This is a genomic window from Acinetobacter sp. YH12041 (genome assembly GCF_013419975.1).
Lineage (GTDB): Bacteria > Pseudomonadota > Gammaproteobacteria > Pseudomonadales > Moraxellaceae > Acinetobacter.
Genome location: NZ_VOZC01000010.1, coordinates 1 through 18,361, shown reverse-complemented (window position 1 = coordinate 18,361; position 18,361 = coordinate 1). Strand labels below are relative to the sequence as shown.

17 protein-coding genes and 3 tRNA genes are annotated in these 18,361 nt (G+C 43.3%); 10 read left to right on the top strand and 10 right to left on the bottom strand.

What is annotated here, in order from left to right:
* The first annotated feature begins 49 nt into the window (after window positions 1-49).
* Both FTU00_RS09570 and FTU00_RS09565 read left to right on the top strand, forming a co-directional pair.
* On the top strand, window positions 50-1,009 hold the full coding sequence (locus FTU00_RS09570) for a TauD/TfdA family dioxygenase (RefSeq protein WP_180179620.1): 960 nt from the start codon (window positions 50-52) through the stop codon (window positions 1,007-1,009).
* Window positions 1,010-1,310: 301 nt separating this feature from the next.
* Complete coding sequence (locus FTU00_RS09565; protein ID WP_180179619.1) at window positions 1,311-1,640, top strand: four-helix bundle copper-binding protein; 330 nt, start codon at window positions 1,311-1,313, stop codon at window positions 1,638-1,640.
* Between the two features lie 99 nt (window positions 1,641-1,739).
* On the opposite strand, the gene sthA is transcribed toward FTU00_RS09565, so the two are convergent.
* On the bottom strand, window positions 1,740-3,155 hold the full coding sequence (gene sthA / locus FTU00_RS09560) for a Si-specific NAD(P)(+) transhydrogenase (protein ID WP_004782740.1): 1,416 nt from the start codon (window positions 3,153-3,155) through the stop codon (window positions 1,740-1,742).
* Between the two features lie 217 nt (window positions 3,156-3,372).
* Between sthA and lipA the strand changes: the two genes are divergently transcribed.
* The 3 genes from lipA (at window position 3,373) to FTU00_RS09545 (ending at window position 7,803) form a co-directional block, all read left to right on the top strand.
* Complete coding sequence (gene lipA / locus FTU00_RS09555; protein WP_004782741.1) at window positions 3,373-4,386, top strand: lipoyl synthase; 1,014 nt, start codon at window positions 3,373-3,375, stop codon at window positions 4,384-4,386.
* A gap of 351 nt (window positions 4,387-4,737) precedes the next feature.
* Complete coding sequence (locus FTU00_RS09550; RefSeq protein ID WP_180179618.1) at window positions 4,738-7,242, top strand: acyl-CoA dehydrogenase; 2,505 nt, start codon at window positions 4,738-4,740, stop codon at window positions 7,240-7,242.
* Between the two features lie 168 nt (window positions 7,243-7,410).
* Window positions 7,411-7,803 carry a carboxymuconolactone decarboxylase family protein gene (locus tag FTU00_RS09545; RefSeq protein ID WP_004782744.1) on the top strand — a complete coding sequence of 131 codons (393 nt, stop codon included), beginning with the start codon at window positions 7,411-7,413 and terminating at the stop codon, window positions 7,801-7,803.
* Between the two features lie 134 nt (window positions 7,804-7,937).
* On the opposite strand, the gene FTU00_RS09540 is transcribed toward FTU00_RS09545, so the two are convergent.
* The 9 genes from FTU00_RS09540 to FTU00_RS09500 all read right to left on the bottom strand — a co-directional run bounded on the left by FTU00_RS09540 (window position 7,938) and on the right by FTU00_RS09500 (window position 15,946).
* Complete coding sequence (locus tag FTU00_RS09540) at window positions 7,938-8,777, bottom strand: NAD(P)-dependent oxidoreductase (RefSeq protein WP_373686187.1); 840 nt, start codon at window positions 8,775-8,777, stop codon at window positions 7,938-7,940.
* A gap of 51 nt (window positions 8,778-8,828) precedes the next feature.
* Window positions 8,829-10,190 (bottom strand): pyrimidine utilization transport protein G, encoded by a 1,362-nt coding sequence (gene rutG / locus FTU00_RS09535; protein ID WP_180179616.1) that lies wholly within the window; start codon window positions 10,188-10,190, stop codon window positions 8,829-8,831.
* 33 nt (window positions 10,191-10,223) lie between these two features.
* On the bottom strand, window positions 10,224-10,739 hold the full coding sequence (gene rutF, locus FTU00_RS09530) for an NADH-dependent FMN reductase RutF (RefSeq protein WP_373683632.1): 516 nt from the start codon (window positions 10,737-10,739) through the stop codon (window positions 10,224-10,226).
* Between the two features lie 145 nt (window positions 10,740-10,884).
* Complete coding sequence (rutC, locus tag FTU00_RS09525; RefSeq protein WP_004646493.1) at window positions 10,885-11,265, bottom strand: pyrimidine utilization protein C; 381 nt, start codon at window positions 11,263-11,265, stop codon at window positions 10,885-10,887.
* 33 nt (window positions 11,266-11,298) lie between these two features.
* The gene (rutB, locus tag FTU00_RS09520) at window positions 11,299-12,060 is read right to left on the bottom strand and encodes a pyrimidine utilization protein B (RefSeq protein WP_180179615.1); all 762 of its coding nucleotides are present in this window, start codon (window positions 12,058-12,060) and stop codon (window positions 11,299-11,301) included.
* Window positions 12,057-13,163 carry a pyrimidine utilization protein A gene (rutA, locus tag FTU00_RS09515; RefSeq protein WP_180179614.1) on the bottom strand — a complete coding sequence of 369 codons (1,107 nt, stop codon included), beginning with the start codon at window positions 13,161-13,163 and terminating at the stop codon, window positions 12,057-12,059. Before rutA ends, rutB begins: the two co-directional genes overlap by 4 nt.
* Before the next feature lie 335 nt (window positions 13,164-13,498).
* Window positions 13,499-14,290: a pyrimidine utilization protein D gene (rutD, locus tag FTU00_RS09510; protein WP_180179613.1), complete on the bottom strand. Its 792-nt coding sequence runs from the start codon at window positions 14,288-14,290 to the stop codon at window positions 13,499-13,501.
* An 80-nt stretch (window positions 14,291-14,370) separates the two neighbouring features.
* Window positions 14,371-14,628 (bottom strand): hypothetical protein, encoded by a 258-nt coding sequence (locus FTU00_RS09505; RefSeq protein ID WP_004782755.1) that lies wholly within the window; start codon window positions 14,626-14,628, stop codon window positions 14,371-14,373.
* 136 nt (window positions 14,629-14,764) lie between these two features.
* Window positions 14,765-15,946, bottom strand: coding sequence for a S1C family serine protease (locus FTU00_RS09500; protein ID WP_004782756.1), 1,182 nt, complete (start codon window positions 15,944-15,946; stop codon window positions 14,765-14,767).
* Between the two features lie 170 nt (window positions 15,947-16,116).
* On the opposite strand from FTU00_RS09500, the gene FTU00_RS09495 reads away from it, so the two are divergent.
* From FTU00_RS09495 to FTU00_RS09475, 5 genes are all read left to right on the top strand, one after another.
* The gene (locus tag FTU00_RS09495) at window positions 16,117-16,875 is read left to right on the top strand and encodes a Nif3-like dinuclear metal center hexameric protein (protein WP_180179612.1); all 759 of its coding nucleotides are present in this window, start codon (window positions 16,117-16,119) and stop codon (window positions 16,873-16,875) included.
* 153 nt (window positions 16,876-17,028) lie between these two features.
* Window positions 17,029-17,655, top strand: coding sequence for a superoxide dismutase (locus tag FTU00_RS09490; RefSeq protein ID WP_004782758.1), 627 nt, complete (start codon window positions 17,029-17,031; stop codon window positions 17,653-17,655).
* A 146-nt stretch (window positions 17,656-17,801) separates the two neighbouring features.
* Window positions 17,802-17,877 (top strand) — tRNA-Asn (locus FTU00_RS09485).
* A 6-nt stretch (window positions 17,878-17,883) separates the two neighbouring features.
* Window positions 17,884-17,959: transfer RNA gene (locus FTU00_RS09480), tRNA-Asn, on the top strand.
* Between the two features lie 279 nt (window positions 17,960-18,238).
* Window positions 18,239-18,314, top strand: a tRNA-Asn gene (locus FTU00_RS09475).
* Window positions 18,315-18,361: the final 47 nt, after the last annotated feature.

Sequence of the window (18,361 nt, the reverse complement as noted above, 5' to 3'; positions counted from 1 at the left end):
TCTGGTTTTTTTTAGATTTTCTGCAACAAGAAAATTCAGAGACTTTCCAATGACAAGCTTGACCCAACTTTCACAAGCCATTCACGATGCACCACGCTGGCATCAGCAAGATCAGTTCCAGAATACTGATGAAATCAAAATTGTCCCGCAGGCAGATCAGGCCCTAGGCGCAGTGGTTTATGGCCTCGATGCCCGCAAAGCCCAATCTGGCGAAACCATCCTGCGTCTGAAGCAGGCTCTGGCTGAACATTTGATCTTGATCTTTAAGAATCAAAGTCTGGATGATCTACAGTATCTGGCATTTGCCACCTATTTCGGTTCGATTTTCCGTCCAGATGCCGACACGCCAGTGCTGGCTTCTAAAACAGATACGGGCACTCCACCTGATGTCGTACCAGTTTCCAATGCAGTCGGTCAAGGGGATTACACCGGTCATGGTGAACTTGCACCGCATGCCGATCACCAGTGGACACCGTTACCTTCTTTTGGCTCTTTACTCTATGCCATTGAACTGCCAAAAGACGGTGGCCAGACGTCCTGGATCAATACCATCAAGGCTTATGAAGCATTGGATGAAGAAACCAAAGCACAAATCAATCAATTACAGCTCATTACCTATAATCCATTTGTACGCTTCCAGAGCAATAAAGGTAGTAACGCTTATGCGGGTAATATGCCAAAATATCGCTTTAAAGATCAGCCAATTTTAGGTCATGCCTACCCGCACCCACTGGTACGTACCCATCCTGAATCTGGCCGTAAAGCACTTTGGTTAAATACTCATACCGAAGTTGAGTTGGTAAATTATGATGATCAGACAGGCAATGAACTGATTGCAAAATTACGTGAGCATGTCTTAAAACCTGAATTCGCTTATGAGCACAATTGGGAAGCAGGCGATATCGTATTCTGGGACAATCAAGTTACTTTACATTCACGCCGTCCGTTCCCCGCTGATCAACGCCGTTTATTAAAACGGATCAGCCTGGCAGGTAGTCGTCCATTTTAATCTCCATAAAAATATAATAAAGAGAAAGGTCATTTAAGCCTTCGACAATAACGACTCATCATGTAGATTTTCCGCCATTGAGGAATGACCGCCTCAATGGTTTTATTTTTAAATCTTTAATCATCCTATTTTGGGAAAATCAGGATAGATGCTTTGAATTAAATTTTTTAGAAATACAGCTTTTAACAAAATCGGTGATTGGATTACTTTTTCTCACTCAAACTGCCTAGTGTATTTTTCCTTTTCTGCTTAGTGTATTAAAAATCAAGCCATTGCTATAAGCTGCAAAAAGGAGAAGAAAATGAACGAGATTCAATTTTCAGATTGTGTCCGCACATGTATGACCTGCTCGCTGGCCTGTACCAACTGTGCCAGTGCCTGCCTGAAAGAAGAACATTTAGAAATGATGCGGGAATGTATCCAGCGCTGCCTGGACTGTGCTGATCTATGTCAGCTCTGTGCCCGGATGCAACAAAAGCAATCTCCGTTTATGAAAGAGATTTGCGAGCTATGTGCTAAAGCTTGCGATTATTGTGTAGAAGAATGTGGCCATCATGAGGATGATCATTGCCAGCAATGTGCAGAAGCTTGCCGTCGCTGTGCTGAAGAATGCCGCAAAATGGCAACCTAATTTCCAGCATTACTGACGAGATTGAATTTTTTCAATCTGGAAAATAAAAAACCCGCAAGACAAACTTGCGGGTTTTTGATCTAACCTGAATAAATCAAATTAGAATAAACGGTTCATACCATTCAAGGTTGCCACACGATAAGCTTCTGCCATCGTTGGATAGTTGAATGTGGTTTCCACAAAATACTTGATCGTATTGTTCGGGCTATTCATGACTGCCTGACCAATATGGATAATCTCCGAAGCGTTATTACCGAAGCAATGCACACCCAGAACTTCCAGCGTATCGCGGTGGAACAGGATTTTTAATTCACCAACCGTATCACCGGTAATCTGTGCACGCGCCAGATGACGGAAAGAAGCCTGACCCACTTCATACGGGATTTTTTCTTCAGTCAACTGCTGCTCAGTTTTACCGATCGAAGAAATTTCCGGAATGGTATAAATACCAGTCGGAATATCAGTCACCGGTGCAACGTCTTGTTCACCGCTCATGTTGGCACCTGCGCAACGACCTTGGTCATAGGCAGCAGAAGCCAATGATGGCCAGCCAATCACGTCACCTGCAGCATAGATATTTTCGACTTCAGTCTGATACTGCTCATTCACGGTTAATTGACCGCGGCTGTTTGGTTTCAATCCAATATTTTCAAGGCCTAAACCGTCAGTATTCCCCGAACGGCCATTACACCACAGAATCGCATCTGCCTTAATTTTCTTGCCGCTTTGTGTATGCAGAACCACATAATCATCAGAAGTTTCAAGGAAGTCGATCTGTTCATTATGACGGATCAATACACCCTGTTCACGTAAGTGATAAGACAATGCATCAGAAATTTCATCATCTAAATAGCTGAGCAGTTTTGGTTGGGTGTTGATCAGGTCAACCTTATGTCCTAGACCAATAAAGATCGATGCATATTCACAGCCAATCACACCTGCACCATAAATAATGATTTTTTGGATTGAGAAATCCAGATCCAGAATTTTATCTGAATCAAATACACGTGGATGATTGAAATCAAGAATTTCTGGGCGGTATGGACGTGAACCGGTCGCAATCACCAGTTGCTGGAACATAATAGTTTCTTTTATGCCATCTGGTGTAAATACAAAGATCGTATTTGCGTCTTGAATGTAAGCACGACCATGATAGATATCAATCTTGTTACGGTCATAAAAACGTGAGTGAGTATCCACCTGCTGCTGAATCACTTTATGTGCATTGCGCAGTACCTGTTTCATGGTGAATTGTTTCCATTCACCTACTTTTTGAAACATTGGATCACGTTGATAACGGATAATGCTGGATACCGTTTGACGCAATGCCTTACTTGGAATCGTACCTACGTGAGTACAGTTACCACCCAGCTGTTCACGCATATCCACAATTGCAACACGCTTACCAGATTTGGCAAGTTTCATTGCCGCGCCTTCGCCCGCAGGGCCTGAACCTAGAACTACCGCATCGTACTTAACGAAAGTCCCACTAACGACCTCTTTTTTACGTGGCATTCAACGCTCCTTAAAATTAAAAAATTTTGCTTTAATCTACGCTATATTATGACGTAATTGCTGCCAATTTGGTGTATTTAACTTACATATATTGTGTGATAAGAACATTTTTTAAATGAATAATCCTTTTCGCCCTATTTCACCCGAGTTTCGTTATAATTAAAAAAGTGTTAACTTTGATTTATCTCCCTCCTTCAAAACAGTGGAAAAGTTATATATGTCTGAAAACCGTAAACCTGAACAGGGTATCAAACTTCGCGGCGCAGAAAAGGTCGCCCGTATTCCTGTAAAAGTTGTTCCTACGGTTGAAACGCCACGTAAACCGGACTGGATCCGCGTGAAAATGGCCGCTCCCGAGGAAGTTCAGCGTATTAAAACTACACTTCGTCAGCAAAAACTGCATACCGTATGTGAAGAAGCTGCCTGTCCGAACCTGCCTGAATGTTTTGGTGGGGGTACAGCAACCTTTATGATTATGGGTGATATTTGCACGCGTCGCTGTCCGTTCTGTGATGTAGCACATGGTCGTCCAAATGCACTTGATCCGGATGAACCGCGTCATATGGCAGAAACGATTGCCAACCTGGGTCTGAAATATGCAGTCATCACTTCAGTTGACCGTGACGACCTGCTAGATGGCGGTGCACAGCATTTTGTGGACTGTATTAAAGAAGCCCGTGCATTAAGTCCAAAGACTTTGCTGGAAATTCTGGTACCTGATTTCCGTGGTCGTATGGACATCGCTTTACGCATCATGACTGAATGTCCACCAGACGTGTTTAACCACAACATTGAAACTGTGCCACGTCTGTATAAAGCCATGCGTCCAGGTTCTGATTATCAGCACTCTTTAAATCTGTTGAAAATGTTTAAAGATTATTGTCCAGAAATACCAACCAAATGTGGTTTGATGGTCGGTATTGGTGAAACTGAAGAAGAAGTTCTCGCTCTGTTAGACGACCTGAAAGCGCATGACGTGGATTATGTAACGATTGGCCAGTATCTACAGCCATCTAAACAGCATGCCCCAATCGACCGTTTTGTAACGCCAGAAGAATTCGAACGTTATGCAGAACATGGCCGTAAGCTTGGCTTTAAGAATATCTGGTCAGCACCGATGGTACGTTCAAGTTACTTTGCGGATCGTCAATACTACGGCGAACCGGTTCCAGAAGTACGCCGTAAAGTTGATCCAGCGAAGAAAATCGCTGTACAGGCAATTGAAGCTTAAAATGACTTAGATCAAAGCCCTCTCAAGTAGAGGGCTTTTTTATGCCTAACTAAATTTATATTTGTTCACTTTTTAATTATTTCACCTACCCTCTCTTAGAGATTAAGTTATTACTTATCTTCACATTTCTTTGCGTGTTCTCACTTGAAGACTGCGCATTTTTCAAACAATCTCAAAAACAGATAAAACACTTCAATATATCGTTGAAATATTTAATAACGATCGTTCTCACAACAACAATTATGAATTTGCCAGTTGCTTAAGCGATGTAAAAAAATTGATCAAGTCTTATGAAGACACCTTAGGGAGATCGGCAGCATCACAATTGTATGACCCTGGAGAAATATAACAATGCTATTTATTTTCGCCGTACTTCTTCTCATTGCCAGTTTATGGGCGATTTTCTTTTTTCAACTCTCCCGTACCACTGGTGCAATTACCCTGATTATCATGTCAGTGGTTTGTGCCTTTATCAGTCCTTGGTCACTGATTCTGGGTATTCCTCTGGTTCTGATCAGTCTGGTCGTCATGATTGAACCTTTGCGCATGTCTTTCATTTCCAGGCCAGCCTATAAGGCCTTAGCGGATGCCATGCCGAGCATTAGCCCGACAGAACGTGAGGCTCTTGATTCCGGCACCAGCTGGTGGGAAAAAGAACTCTTTATGGGTGCGCCGAACTGGGAAACCTTTAATAGCTATCCCTATCCAAAACTCTCCGTTGAGGAACAGGCATTCTTGGATAACGAAGTTGAAACACTGTGTAGCATGCTGGATGAATGGGAAATTCATGAGAAGAAAATGCTGCCTGAACATATCTGGCAATACATTAAAGATAATGGTTTCTTGGGACTAATTATTCCCAAAGAATACGGCGGTCGTGCCTTTAGTTCATTTGCTCAAAGCCGGGTGATGAGCAAAATTTCTTCACGCTCTCTCACTGCTGCTGTGAGCTGTATGGTGCCTAACTCACTTGGGCCGGGTGAGTTGTTACTACATTATGGTACCGATGAGCAAAAAAATCGTTATTTACCCGGTCTGGCCAAAGGTGAAGAAATCCCATGTTTTGGTCTGACCAGTCCTGAAGCCGGTTCAGATGCCGGTGCGATTCCAGATACCGGTGTGGTCTGCTATGGACAGTTTGAAGGTCAGGAAGTCTTGGGATTGAGAATGAATTTCTCCAAACGCTGGATTACCTTGGCACCGATTGCCACTGTCGTCGGTTTAGCTTTTAAAATGTATGATCCTGACCATCTACTCGGTGATAAAACGGATTATGGGATTACTTGTGCCTTGCTACCGGCCAATCATGAAGGGGTAAAAGTCGGTCCACGTCATAATCCTGGCTCCCCTTTTATGAATGGTACTGTTGAAGGTAAGGATGTATTTATTCCTTTAGACTGGATCATTGGTGGCGTGAAAAATGCCGGTAAAGGCTGGCGTATGCTGATGGAATGTCTAGCGGTTGGTCGTGGTATCTCCCTACCGGCTTTGTCTACCTCCAGTGCTGAAATGACTTATCTGAATGTCAGTGCGTTCTCGCGAATCCGTCAGCAATTCAAGATTTCAGTGGGTAAATTTGAAGGCGTACAGGAAGCCAATAGCGAAATTGCCAGTGATGCCTATATGCTGGAAGCTTTCCGTTATTTAGTGACTTGTGGTCTGAACCAAGGTGGTAAACCGGCAGTCATGACGGCAATTGCTAAATACTATGCCACTGAGACCATGCGTAAAATTGTCAATCACGGTATGGATGTCGTGGGTGGCCGTGCGATTCAAATGGGGCCTCGTAACTTCCTGGCTCTCAACTATCAGGCCATTCCAGTATCGATTACAGTCGAAGGCGCCAATATTCTCAGCCGTTCATTGATGATCTTTGGTCAAGGCTCGATGCGTTGCCATCCTTATTTGTATGAAGAATTACAGCTTCTGCAAGCTGAAGACCCAAAAGCCGCTCTGAATCCATTCGATATTATGTTATTTAAGCATCTGGGTTATACCTTTAACCGGACTGCCCGCTCTTTTGCCTATGCTTTTAGCGGTGGTTCAAGTGCTGCGCCACAAAGTGCAGTTGATTTTACCCGTCCTTATTACAAGATTATTAACCGGCTCAGTGCCAACTTTGCCCTGACTGCAGATATGTGTCTGGGTTTACTTGCCGGTGATATTAAACGCAAGGAAATGCTTTCTGGCCGTCTGGCTGATATTCATGCCCATCTGTTTATTGCGACGGCAATCCTGAAATTCTTTGAACATAGCAAAAAAACTGAAGCTGAACGTCTGCATGCACAATTGGCAATTGAGAAATCTTTATATACGGCTCAGGAAGCGTTTTATGACCTGTTTGCAAATTTCCCGGTGGGTGTTGCTGCTGGCATGGTCAAACTTATCTGTTTCCCATTTGGCCGACCTGTCGCGAAGCCATCTGACCGACTTAAACAGGAAGTCGCAAATGTCATGATGGAAGATAACGCTTTCCGGAAAGTACTGAAAAAGCATGTTTTCTATAGTACAGCAGAAGATGATGTGAATGGCCGCATGGAATCAACCTTCACCATGTTATTGGAGATTGAGCAGCTTTGGGATCGCTTTAAGAAAGCCGAAAACAAAGGTCAATTTAAAGGACTCAGTTTTGCTGATCATGTGGCTGATGCTCATGAACAAGGCTTTATTAATGAGGAAGAAGCCAATAAGTTGCTGGACTATAATGCGCGTCGCTACGACAGCATGTTGACTGATGTCTTCGATTTGCATTTACAGGAAGTATTGGAACTTGAAAATCCTCATATTTCGAAAGCAGATGCAACAGGTACCGATACTTCAGTTCAAAGTGCACCTTCACATTCAACCAGTCCTTAGATAGAACTTTTATCTAAATCGGATCTTGCTTTCCAAAGTGAGGTTATTTCCTGATTTCACTTTGGAATATCACAAGTGGCTATTCAGCCACTTTTTTACGACTATTGCACGATGGTATTTAAGATATTAAACGTTAAGCTAGACCCATAATAAAATTGAGGGTCAATGATGTCACAACAAGATTATGAAAATGGCTTGAAAGTCCGTACTGAAGTGATGGGTGCAAGTTTTGTAAAACGTGCTCAGGACAATACGGTTCCTTTTACTCAGCCTTTGCAGGACTGGATTAATGAACATGCCTGGGGCTCAACCTGGCAACGTGAAGGGATTTTACCACGTAAATACCGTTCTTTAATTACCATTGCTTTTCTTACCGCGCAAAAAAGCCCAACTGAATTGAAAGGCCATGTTCGTGGCGCTTTGAATAATGGTGCAACAGTTGAAGAAATTCAGGAAGTGCTACTGCATAGCCTGCCTTACTGCGGTGCCCCTGCTACTCAGGAAGCCTTCCGTGCAGCGCTTGAAGTGATTCAGGAATATCAGGCAAATCAGCAGAATTAAGATTTACTTAGGCTATTGAGCTGCTTAATGAATAAATAAAGCCGGGAATTAAAATTCCCGGCTTTTTAAATTTTAAAATGATATATCTATAGCTATAACGTCTTTAAGACTGTCTTTAATATTGTTTGAAAAGATTATCCTCTTAATTCAATTTGAGTACGTTGCTCCAAGCCTTGCACCGCAGCGGAGAAATCCAGCTGGCTGGCCTGTGGCTTGGAAATCTGCTGAAACTCCTGCTGAACCAAAGACATCACCGTTAAATCCAGTTGCTGTTGCTGCACCAGTTCCAAGGCAATACCAATATCTTTCTGCAATAAATCCAGCGCAAAGGTCTTGTGAAACTCACGGCTCAGTACACGCTGTGCCATGATATTTTCCGACATGCTGCTTTTACCGCTAGAATGATTAATACAGTTTAATGCACTGCTTAAATCAACGCCCTGCCCTTTCAGCACAGTCAGCCCTTCAGCCAATGCCCATAAGTGAGTCGCCATTAAGGTATTATTCACGGCTTTCACCGCAAAACCAGAACCGCTTTCTCCCACATACTCAATCAAACCTGCAAAGGCATCAATGATCGGCTTGACTTGTTCAAAGGCTTGTTCATTGCCTCCGACCATCACAGTTAAAGTACCGCGTTCCGCTCCAATGGTTTGGCCAGAAACCGGTGCATCCAGATAAAAACTGCTTTGTTGCTCCAAGAGCTTCGCCAGTTTCTGTGCTGATTCCGGTACACCACTGGTACAGTCAATCCAGATTGCACCTTGTTTGGGTGGATGAGCTGCAATTAATGCTTCCACATCCTGACTGGTCGGTAAACAGGAAAAGATAAAATCTGCCTGAACCGCCTGCTCAATACTCACTGCCTGCGTTGCAAAAGTTTCAGCATGCGCTACAGCTTTCTGTTCAGTCCGGTTCCAGACCCAAACCTGATGTCCGAGTTTTGGCAAATGGGAGGCCATATGCCAGCCCATTGCCCCGAGTCCTAAAAATGCAATTGTATGACTCAAAAAATGCTCCTCATATTAAGCGACTGGCTTAGCCTCGACCTCAGTTACGGTTTCAGCTGGTTCAGATGCTGGTAATTCTTTATCTTCACCACGGTTCAGGAATAGATTCAATAGAATTGCGGCTAAGGTTGCGGTACCAATACCACCCAGATCAAAACCACCGATCTGCAAGCTATAGTTCCCTGTACCCATGATCAGACACACGGCACCAATAATCAGCGTACTGTTCTTGGTGAAATCAACACGGTTATCTACCCAAATTTTCGCACCAGCCACCGTAATCAGACCAAATACGACAATCGATGCACCACCCAATAAAGCCACTGGAATGGTACTGATCACTGCGCCAAATTTAGGCGAAAGTCCGAGTAAAATTGCGAAGATACCAGCAAAGACAAATACAGTGGTTGCATAAACTCTGGTGACTGCCATTACACCGATATTTTCGGCATAAGTGGTCATGCCTGTACCACCGACAGAAGCTGACAATGAAGTACACACCCCATCAGCAAAGAAACCACGACCCATATATGGAGACAGGTTTTTACCGGTCATCGCAGAGACTGCCTTAAAGTGTCCCAGATTTTCTGCAACCAAGATAATTGCCACTGGTGCAATCATCAGCATGGCATTCATTTCAAAGACCGGGCTCTGGAAATTCGGCAAACCAAACCATGCGGCTTCACTGACCTTGGTAAAATCAATCGCGGGTCCGAAGCCCATCACGTTGGTGAAAAGAAAGTAAATCAGGTAGGAAGATAATAAGCCCAACAACAATAACAGACGGCGTACCATTCCTCGGGTAAATACTGCAATCACACTGATACAGATAATGGTGATTAATGCCATCCACGAATCAAACTGGTTCGCTGAAACACTCTTAATTGCGACTGGCGCCAGGTTCAAACCAATGATCATCACAATCACGCCTGTCACTACTGGCGGCATCAGTTTTTCAATCCAGTTGGTACCGGTTTTCATGACCAGCAGACCAATCAAGGCATAGACAATACCGCAAGCAATCGTACCGCCAAGGGCTAATCCTATATTTGGATTGGCTCCAACCCCTGAATAACCCGTCACTGCGACGACCGCACCAATAAAGGCAAAGCTTGATCCCAGATAACTAGGCAATCGACCGCCCGTGATCAGGAAAAATAAAATGGTCCCAATCCCGGTAATGAAAATCGTGAGATTGGGATCAAACCCCATTAATAAGGGTGCCAGCACGGTTGCGCCAAACATGGCAAACACATGCTGCAACCCGAGAATAATACTTTTTCCAGCAGGCAGATATTCATCTGTTTGCACGGGTGTGGTATCGAGATTGCCTTGGTAAGGCTTAAATTTTGGAAACCACGTTTCTTTTTCTTGCATCGGCTTCCCCTCCTTGATTAGGATTGAATTGAATTAGCACATTTTGTGTGGCTCACAGTAAGAACGGTTGAAGTACATCAGCGCATTGCCTTGACTCTGGCACATCGCTTTCACCTCACAGAACAGCACGTCATGACTGCCTACGGATAAACATTGGACCACCTCGCAGTCAAAACTGACTAAGGCATCCTCAAGTACAGGTGACTGGGTCACCAAAGTTTTCCAGTTCCCCTGACTGAAACGCTCTGCCATTGGTGTTTTTCCACCAAACAGATTGGAAAGATGTTGTTGATGTGATGCCAGGGTATTCACACACAACACCTGATTCTTTTTAAAGGTTTCATAAACTGAAGCAGAACGGTTCAGACACACCAGCAACGTTGGTGGTGTATCCGTCACGCTACATACGGCTGAGGCAGTAAATCCTGCCTGTCCTGCCTCACCTTGCGTGGTAATGACATTGACTGCAGCCCCGAGATTGGACATGCCTTGACGGAAAATCTGCTGATCAACTTGGGTAAAGATGTCATCTGATGCGTTAGTCGCCAAAACCTTATTTAATGCGTTATTTTCTGCAACTGTTTCTGTGATGATTTTAGATAGTTTGGCATTCATGCTGTTCTCCCGCCCCCAAGTCAATATTCAGTTTCAGACCTGGGGCATCTAGTAATGAGATTGAATCAGGTGGATCGGCTTATACATGGGCAATCGAAGCAATTTCGACCAGCGCATCAGGTTTGACCAAACCTGTCTGTACGCAATACCGTGCCGGCTTATCTCCCGGGAAATACTCTGCATAAACTGCATTAATCGCAGCATAATCTGCCCAGTCTTTGACAAAGACATGGTTAAAGGTCACGTCATCCATACTGCCGCCTGCTTCTTCAATCACACGCTTGATAGTTTCCAGAATATGACGGGTCTGTGCTGCGGCATCACCGACATGCACCACATTATTATTTTCATCAAAAGCTAATGTACCGGATACATACACGATATTGTCTGCCTTGGTTGCCGGTACATACGGTGCTAATGGTTTCGATGTTCCTGCTGGAATAATGATTTCTTTAGGCATACTATTTTTTCCTTAATTCTGTTCTTTAATTCTTTATGCGCTTACAGCTAATTTAGTTTCTTTTAGTGACTCACTTTCTTTTTGAAAGGTCTCTACAAAATTTTTGGTATCTGATACCCAGCCAAAGAAAGTCTTGATGTTATACAGACTGACTTCATGCGCTTCGACTGGACCGGCCTGATGGCAGGCATTAGCAAGTGCGACACCGAAGTACTCCAAGAAGAAGCCATCACGTAGCGTCGACTCCACACAAACGTTGGTGGCAATCCCGACAAAGACCAGATTGCGAATTCCTCTTACACGTAACATGCTGTCCAGCGCGGTATTAAAGAAACCGCTATAACGTGGCTTTTCGATCACCAGGTCTTGTGGCAGTGGCTTTAACTCATCAATCAGCTCAAAATCCCAGCCACCTTTTGCTAACAATTGCCCCTGTAATTCAGGACGTTTACGCATGGTCTTTAAGGCATTGGATTTATGGAAATTTGGAGAGTCCTTACCACCCGCTTCCTTATATTCTGCATCCCAGCCATTTTTGAAATAAATCACCTGAATACCGGCTGCATGTGCGGCATCAACGGCCTTTTTAATATTTTCAACCACGGGCTTGGTTTTCGAGACATCAAAGCCCGCCAGATCCAGATAGCCACCCTGAGAGGTATAGGCATTTTGCATATCAATCACAATCAAGGCTGTCTGTTCTGGTGCAAGACAAATCGCTTCGGGTTCCGCTTTAAGCGTTTTTCCTGTGCCGAGTTTTTCCGTAAAACCGGCTGTTACGACTGATTCACTCATGCGCTTTTCTCCAAAACTGGCGCTTCATCTTCAATGACAATATGATCACGGCATTTCATTAGCGGCTGGATTTTTTGACCAAAGTCTTCAACCCCTTGAATAAAATCATCAAAAGTTAGTAGTACGCCTTCCGTACCTTTGATCTCACCAATTTCATCCAACATTCGTGCCACATTTTCATAAGAACCCACCAGCGTACCCATATTGATGTTGACTGGAGATACGCTAGAAGCCATTTGACGGATATTGGTGTCTGCACCGGAAGTGGTATCTTTACCGCCTTGATTCATCAGCCAGTTAATCGCTTCCATATCAGCACCATCGTTATAGTGCTGCCATTTGGCTTGCGCTTCTTCATCAGTTTCTGCAGCAATCACCATAAACAGCACATAAGTCTGTACATCACGGCCAGTCACATCTGTTTTTTCTTTGAGGCGGTCATTAATTTCTGCATAAGCTGTTGGAGTATTCAGGCCTTTACCAAACACGAAGTTATAGTCAGCATATTGTGCAGAAAACTCTAAACCTGCATCAGATTGACCTGCACAGATAATCTTCATGTCGGCTTGTGGACGTGGGCTAACACGGCAATCTTCCATCTGGAAATGTTCGCCTTTAAAGTCTGATTTACCAGTCGCCCAAAGTTCACGCAGAATTTGTACATATTCAGACAGATATTCATAGCGTTTGCCAAAATAGTCATTACTTGGCCACATACCCATTTGGGTATATTCAGGTGGCTGCCAGCCAGTTACGACATTCAGACCAAAACGGCCATTTGAAATCGAATCAATGGTTGATGCCATGCGCGCGACAATTGCAGGTGGCATCACCAGAGTTGCGGCAGTTGCGAAAATTTTAATTTTGCTGGTGACAGCCGCAAGACCTGCCATCAGGGTAAACGTTTCCAGGTTATGTTCCCAGAATTCAGTCTTGCCGCCAAAGCCACGCAGCTTGATCATGGAAAGTGCGAAATCGAAACCATAGTGCTCAGCGCGCTGTACGATTTGTTTGTTTAACTCAAAAGTCGGCATGTACTGCGGTGCATTTTCAGAGAGTAACCAGCCATTATTTCCGATTGGACAGAAGACACCTATTTTCATTTTCACACCTCATTATTTTTAACACTTATTCAAAATTCTGATTCCACTTCGGGAATTTTATTTACAAGATAAACATTGCAAAGCGTGTGCCAACTATATTTAATTTATAAATATCATACACTTAATATTTTATTTTTTGAATTTTTAGTAAAATATCTATTTTTACCTATGAGTCAATTTTGCACATACTGTTTCATTCAAGTGCACTCGTAGCAATTTGTGCATTTGCAGTTCATGCATCAATTCGAAGTAAAAACCATGCTGATGCTACAAAAATAATTGATTAGAAAAATAAAAAACCAGACAGGAGGTCTGGCTTTTAAAAAATCTTCAAACTAAGGGGAAATCAGGAAGGAAAGGATCAGCTGATTGACCTGATCCGTTTCGGTCACGGTAGATGCATGTGCACCTGTATCAAGCAAACTGAGGTAACTATGCGGCAGGCATTGTTGTAATTGCTGTGACCGTTGATAAGGCACCAGAAAATCATCCTGATTGGCAATCAGATGGATTGGAACATCTTTTAATACTTGCTGATGCTCTTCGTTTAGTTTAAAAGCCTGCACGGCTTGTAGACGCGCCAGAACATTTTGGATCGGTGGAAAGTCTAATAACTGCTTATTTTCTGCTTCGGTTAACTGATCAATATGGGTTGAGATCCACTGCGGCGGATAAAGAAATAAAGCCTGTGCTCTCACATATGCCTCTGCTCCGCTATTCACCAATAACGAAGTCCGTGCCTCGAAACATTTCTGCGTATGGGCATCAAGCTCTCCCCAGGCATTTAACATGGTCAGACTGAGCAGCTTAAACTTTCTTTCAGTTTGATAGGTCGCCAGTTGCATGCCGATATGTCCGCCCAATGCATGCCCGATAAAATGAAACTCTCGAATACCATCATTGATCAATAAATCCAGAATCTGGCAGGCCATATGGTCGATCGAATAAGACATGGGCAAGAGTTCAGAATCTGAATGACAGCCTTCCTGATCATAAGTGACTACATGAAAATGCTGCTGTAAAACTCTAATTTGAGGATTCCAGAAACTGGCATGCCCGCCCAGTCCGGATGAAAGCACCACATAAGGTGCATCTGCCTGTGCTGCAGGATGAATAAATAAAGACATAAATTTCTCATAGTTTCGTTATGAGGTAAATGCAGCAAAATATATGCCTGAACAGGATTTTTTTTGAACAATTGATAAAATTATAGCCAGTAGACATTAAAGCTATAATAAAATTCCTGCACCTCAAAGCGTACGTTATAACCAAGCTCAGTCAATTCCGCCGAAAGACCACGAATTTCTTCCAAGGGCAAATGTTTGGGAAATACCGTTAGCACAGCGGTATTGCCCAGTCGGGCATTATCTTCAATCAGTTGAGCCAAGCGAGGCTTGTACATTTCAATATTTAAATTAGCCACGTTCGATAAAATTTTGGCCTGATCTGCAGTCATAAAACTCATTGTTCTTCACTCTTTTTGATTTTTATTCAATGAAGTTAAATGATTTAATTCACATAAAATATTTTTGTTTTGTATCTAATTAAATAAATCGTGCATAAAAAATCCCTCACATGGAGGGATTTTCCTGAAGAAAAAATTACTGACCTGGTAAAGGAATATATTGTGAAGAACTGCTTTGCGTTTTACGTTCACTAATCACCACATCCAGTGTCATAGTTTTTCCAGCGCGTTCTACTTCAATCTGAACAGTACTGTTTGGGGCCTGTAAAGCGACAAAATTAATCAGATGTGAGGCAGAAGTAATCACTTCATTATTCACCTTAATGATTTTATCACCACGCTGAATGCCAGCTTTTGCTGCAGGTCCATTTTCCAGCACTTCAGCGACCACTACACCTGATTCTTTAGGTTGCAATACATCATTACGTTCTGTCGGCAACAGACTGATACCCAGCCAGCCACGAACGACACGGCCATCTTTCAGGATTGCATTCATGACCTGTTGACAGATTTTAGCTGGAATCGCAAAACCAATCCCCAGTGAGCCACCTGTTTGGGAGAAGATTGCTGTATTGACCCCAATCAGGTTACCGGCGACATCAATCAATGCACCACCCGAGTTGCCCGGGTTAATCGCAGCATCTGTCTGAATAAAGTCTTCATAGGTATTGATGCCCAGATCAGAACGGCCTGTTGCAGAAATAATCCCCTGAGTCACAGTTTGACCGACACCAAACGGGTTACCAATTGCCAGAACAACATCACCGACTTCATTGCCACTCAGCTTGAATGGCAGAACTGGTAATTGTTCAAGTTCGATTTTGATTACAGCCAAATCCGTATCCGGGTCTGTACCCACGACCTTGGCTTCAGCACGGCGTCCATCATGCAAGGCCACTACAATCTGGTCTGCCTGTGCAATCACGTGGTTATTGGTCAGGATATAACCATCAGGACGTACAATTACCCCTGAACCCAAACTGTTTTCATTTGGACTTTGACCAAACTGGTCTGGTAACTGATCACCGAAAAATTCACGGAAGACTGGATCTGTCAATAAAGGGTGCGCCTGCTGTTTTACTTTTTGTGTGGTAAAGATATTCACCACCGCAGGTGCTGCGACTTTCACGGCAGCACTATAGGAGACAACCCCTCCAGAACGCGAAGTATCAATCAACGGTTCTACTTTTTCAGCAGGCATTTTTACGCCATCCGGCGCAATCGGTGATTTAGGTTTCTGCAGCTGCTGCCACCCCAAAAAACCGATAATGACTAAAATCAGTAACACCCAAGGTAACCATGTAAAGGTGCGGCGCACTTTGCTATCCTCTAAAATATTTTAATTCGTTGATGACTAAGTAATTTGTATCCTATTGTAATGCCAAATACATAACTAAACACAAAAAAATCCACAGAGATTTGTGCTGCTTTAGTTACAATTGGACATATAGATAAGAATTGGCAAGTTCATCAACTGACAGGAATTTTATGGCGAATTTAAACGATATTATCCGCTGGTGCGATCAGACTTTGGCATCTTCCGAATTTAAGGACTATGCACCGAATGGCTTACAGATCGAAGGCCGCGCTGAAGTCAATAAAATTTTATGTGCGGTTACTGCCTCCCAAACTGCGATCGAAGCTGCGATTGAACAAGGTGCTGATTTGTTACTGGTACATCATGGTTATTTCTGGAAAGGTGAAGCCTACCCGATTACCGGGATGCGTGGTAAACGGATTAAAAGCCTGATCCAAAATGATATTTCGCTTGTTGGCTATCACCTGCCTTTAGACAGCCATCCAACTCTGGGAAATAATGCTGCGATTGCAGACCTGCTGGAACTGGAAAACCTGGAACAGCTTGATCCGAGTGAGCGCCGTCCAATTGGGAATATTGGTTATTTAAAACAGGCCATGACGCCAGAAGGATTCAAGGCCTATGTATCAGAAAGACTTGGCTATGATGCGTTGCATTTACCTGCCGAAAAAAACCTGATTCAAAAAGTTGGTTTCTGTACCGGTGGTGCACAGGATTATATTCATAAAGCGGCAGCACAAGACTGTGATGCTTATATTTCTGGCGAAGTCAGTGAACGTACTTTTTATGATGCTCAGGAACTGGATGTGCATTATTATGCCTGCGGCCACCACGCCACTGAAAAATATGGTGTACAACGTCTGGCTAAAGCTATTTCAGAACAATTTAATATTGAGTATAGTTATTTCGAATTAAACAATCCGATTTAATTTCGATTGGCAAGTAGATGAGTGGCTTTATCTTTAAATTTTCAGGCTTTATTCTGTATTGTTATTTATACACAGTGCCCATTTTTGCCTAAGAATCTATTACAATAACGCCACTTATTGTCAAAACCCAGCAAAATGCAAGGAATTGAAAACATGACAACCATTACTTTACCACCATTACCATACGACTACGACGCTCTTGCTCCACACATCAGCAAAGAAACTTTAGAATACCACCACGACAAACACCACAACACTTATGTGGTTAACCTGAACAACCTGATCGCTGGTACTGAGCTTGAAGGCAAAACTCTAGAAGAAATCATCAAAGCAACTGCTGGTGATTCATCTAAAGCAGGTGTATTTAACAACGCTGCGCAAGTATGGAACCACACATTCTACTGGAACTGCTTGACTAAAAACGGTGGCGGTAAAGCAACTGGCGCTTTGGCTGCAAAAATTGACGAAGCTTTCGGTTCTTACGAAAAATTCGCTGAAGAGTTCGCAACTGCTGCTGCAACTCAGTTCGGTTCAGGTTGGGCTTGGTTAGTTGCTGATGAAGTAAACGGTAACCTGTCTATCCTTAAAACTTCAAATGCTGACACTCCAATGGCGCACGGTAAAATTGCTGTGTTGACAATCGACGTTTGGGAACACGCTTACTACATCGATTACCGTAACGCTCGTCCTAAATACATCTCTACTTTCCTAGAAAGCCTGGTGAACTGGGACTACGCAAACGCGAAATATGCAGGTCAACCTGCTGGTGTTGAGAAATAATTTTTATTTCCAGCTTAAAAAATCACCCTTTATGGGTGATTTTTTTATTTTTAGGCCTGAGGTGCATATTAAAAAAGCAAATGATTCATTTCTTTACAGGAATTGATTGACGGTCTTTGTTTTCCTGCCTAAAATGCGCATCAGATTCTCCAATAGCTCAGTCGGTAGAGCGACGGACTGTTAATCCGCAGGTCCCTGGTTCGAGCCCAGGTTGGAGAGCCAATCTATTCTCCCATAGCTCAGTCGGTAGAGCGACGGACTGTTAATCCGCAGGTCCCTGGTTCGAGCCCAGGTGGGAGAGCCAAGATTCCGAAAGAACCCACTCATTGCGAAGTGGGTTTTTTTATGTCTATCTTTTTGGGATTAAATATCTATATGAGTCTTGTTTATAATTTTAGCGACTCTCAACCATGGCAGCGAATAATCACGCAACCCCTCTACCCTTAATCTGGGTTTACATAAACATAACATTTTGAACTACAATCATTTTTGATTATTTTTAAAACACTTGATTCAGTTTTTTTAGCTTTTTTATAAAAGTGCCTTGACCCCTTTTTAAATCTCTCTATAATCGCTTGCAGATTCTCCAATAGCTCAGTCGGTAGAGCGACGGACTGTTAATCCGCAGGTCCCTGGTTCGAGCCCAGGTTGGAGAGCCAATCTATTCTCCCATAGCTCAGTCGGTAGAGCGACGGACTGTTAATCC

Coding starts and splice junctions, on each gene's coding strand:
- rutG (WP_180179616.1), bottom strand. CDS start 10,190: ATGCAAGAAAAAGAAACGTGGTTTCCAAAATTTAAGCCTTACCAAGGC.
- FTU00_RS09540 (WP_373686187.1), bottom strand. CDS start 8,777: ATGGGCTGGCATATGGCCTCCCATTTGCCAAAACTCGGACATCAGGTT.
- lipA (WP_004782741.1), top strand. CDS start 3,373: ATGTCTGAAAACCGTAAACCTGAACAGGGTATCAAACTTCGCGGCGCA.
- FTU00_RS09490 (WP_004782758.1), top strand. CDS start 17,029: ATGACAACCATTACTTTACCACCATTACCATACGACTACGACGCTCTT.
- rutD (WP_180179613.1), bottom strand. CDS start 14,290: ATGTCTTTATTTATTCATCCTGCAGCACAGGCAGATGCACCTTATGTG.
- FTU00_RS09570 (WP_180179620.1), top strand. CDS start 50: ATGACAAGCTTGACCCAACTTTCACAAGCCATTCACGATGCACCACGC.
- FTU00_RS09545 (WP_004782744.1), top strand. CDS start 7,411: ATGTCACAACAAGATTATGAAAATGGCTTGAAAGTCCGTACTGAAGTG.
- FTU00_RS09505 (WP_004782755.1), bottom strand. CDS start 14,628: ATGAGTTTTATGACTGCAGATCAGGCCAAAATTTTATCGAACGTGGCT.
- rutA (WP_180179614.1), bottom strand. CDS start 13,163: ATGAAAATAGGTGTCTTCTGTCCAATCGGAAATAATGGCTGGTTACTC.
- FTU00_RS09550 (WP_180179618.1), top strand. CDS start 4,738: ATGCTATTTATTTTCGCCGTACTTCTTCTCATTGCCAGTTTATGGGCG.
- FTU00_RS09565 (WP_180179619.1), top strand. CDS start 1,311: ATGAACGAGATTCAATTTTCAGATTGTGTCCGCACATGTATGACCTGC.
- rutB (WP_180179615.1), bottom strand. CDS start 12,060: ATGAGTGAATCAGTCGTAACAGCCGGTTTTACGGAAAAACTCGGCACA.
- FTU00_RS09495 (WP_180179612.1), top strand. CDS start 16,117: ATGGCGAATTTAAACGATATTATCCGCTGGTGCGATCAGACTTTGGCA.
- rutC (WP_004646493.1), bottom strand. CDS start 11,265: ATGCCTAAAGAAATCATTATTCCAGCAGGAACATCGAAACCATTAGCA.
- sthA (WP_004782740.1), bottom strand. CDS start 3,155: ATGCCACGTAAAAAAGAGGTCGTTAGTGGGACTTTCGTTAAGTACGAT.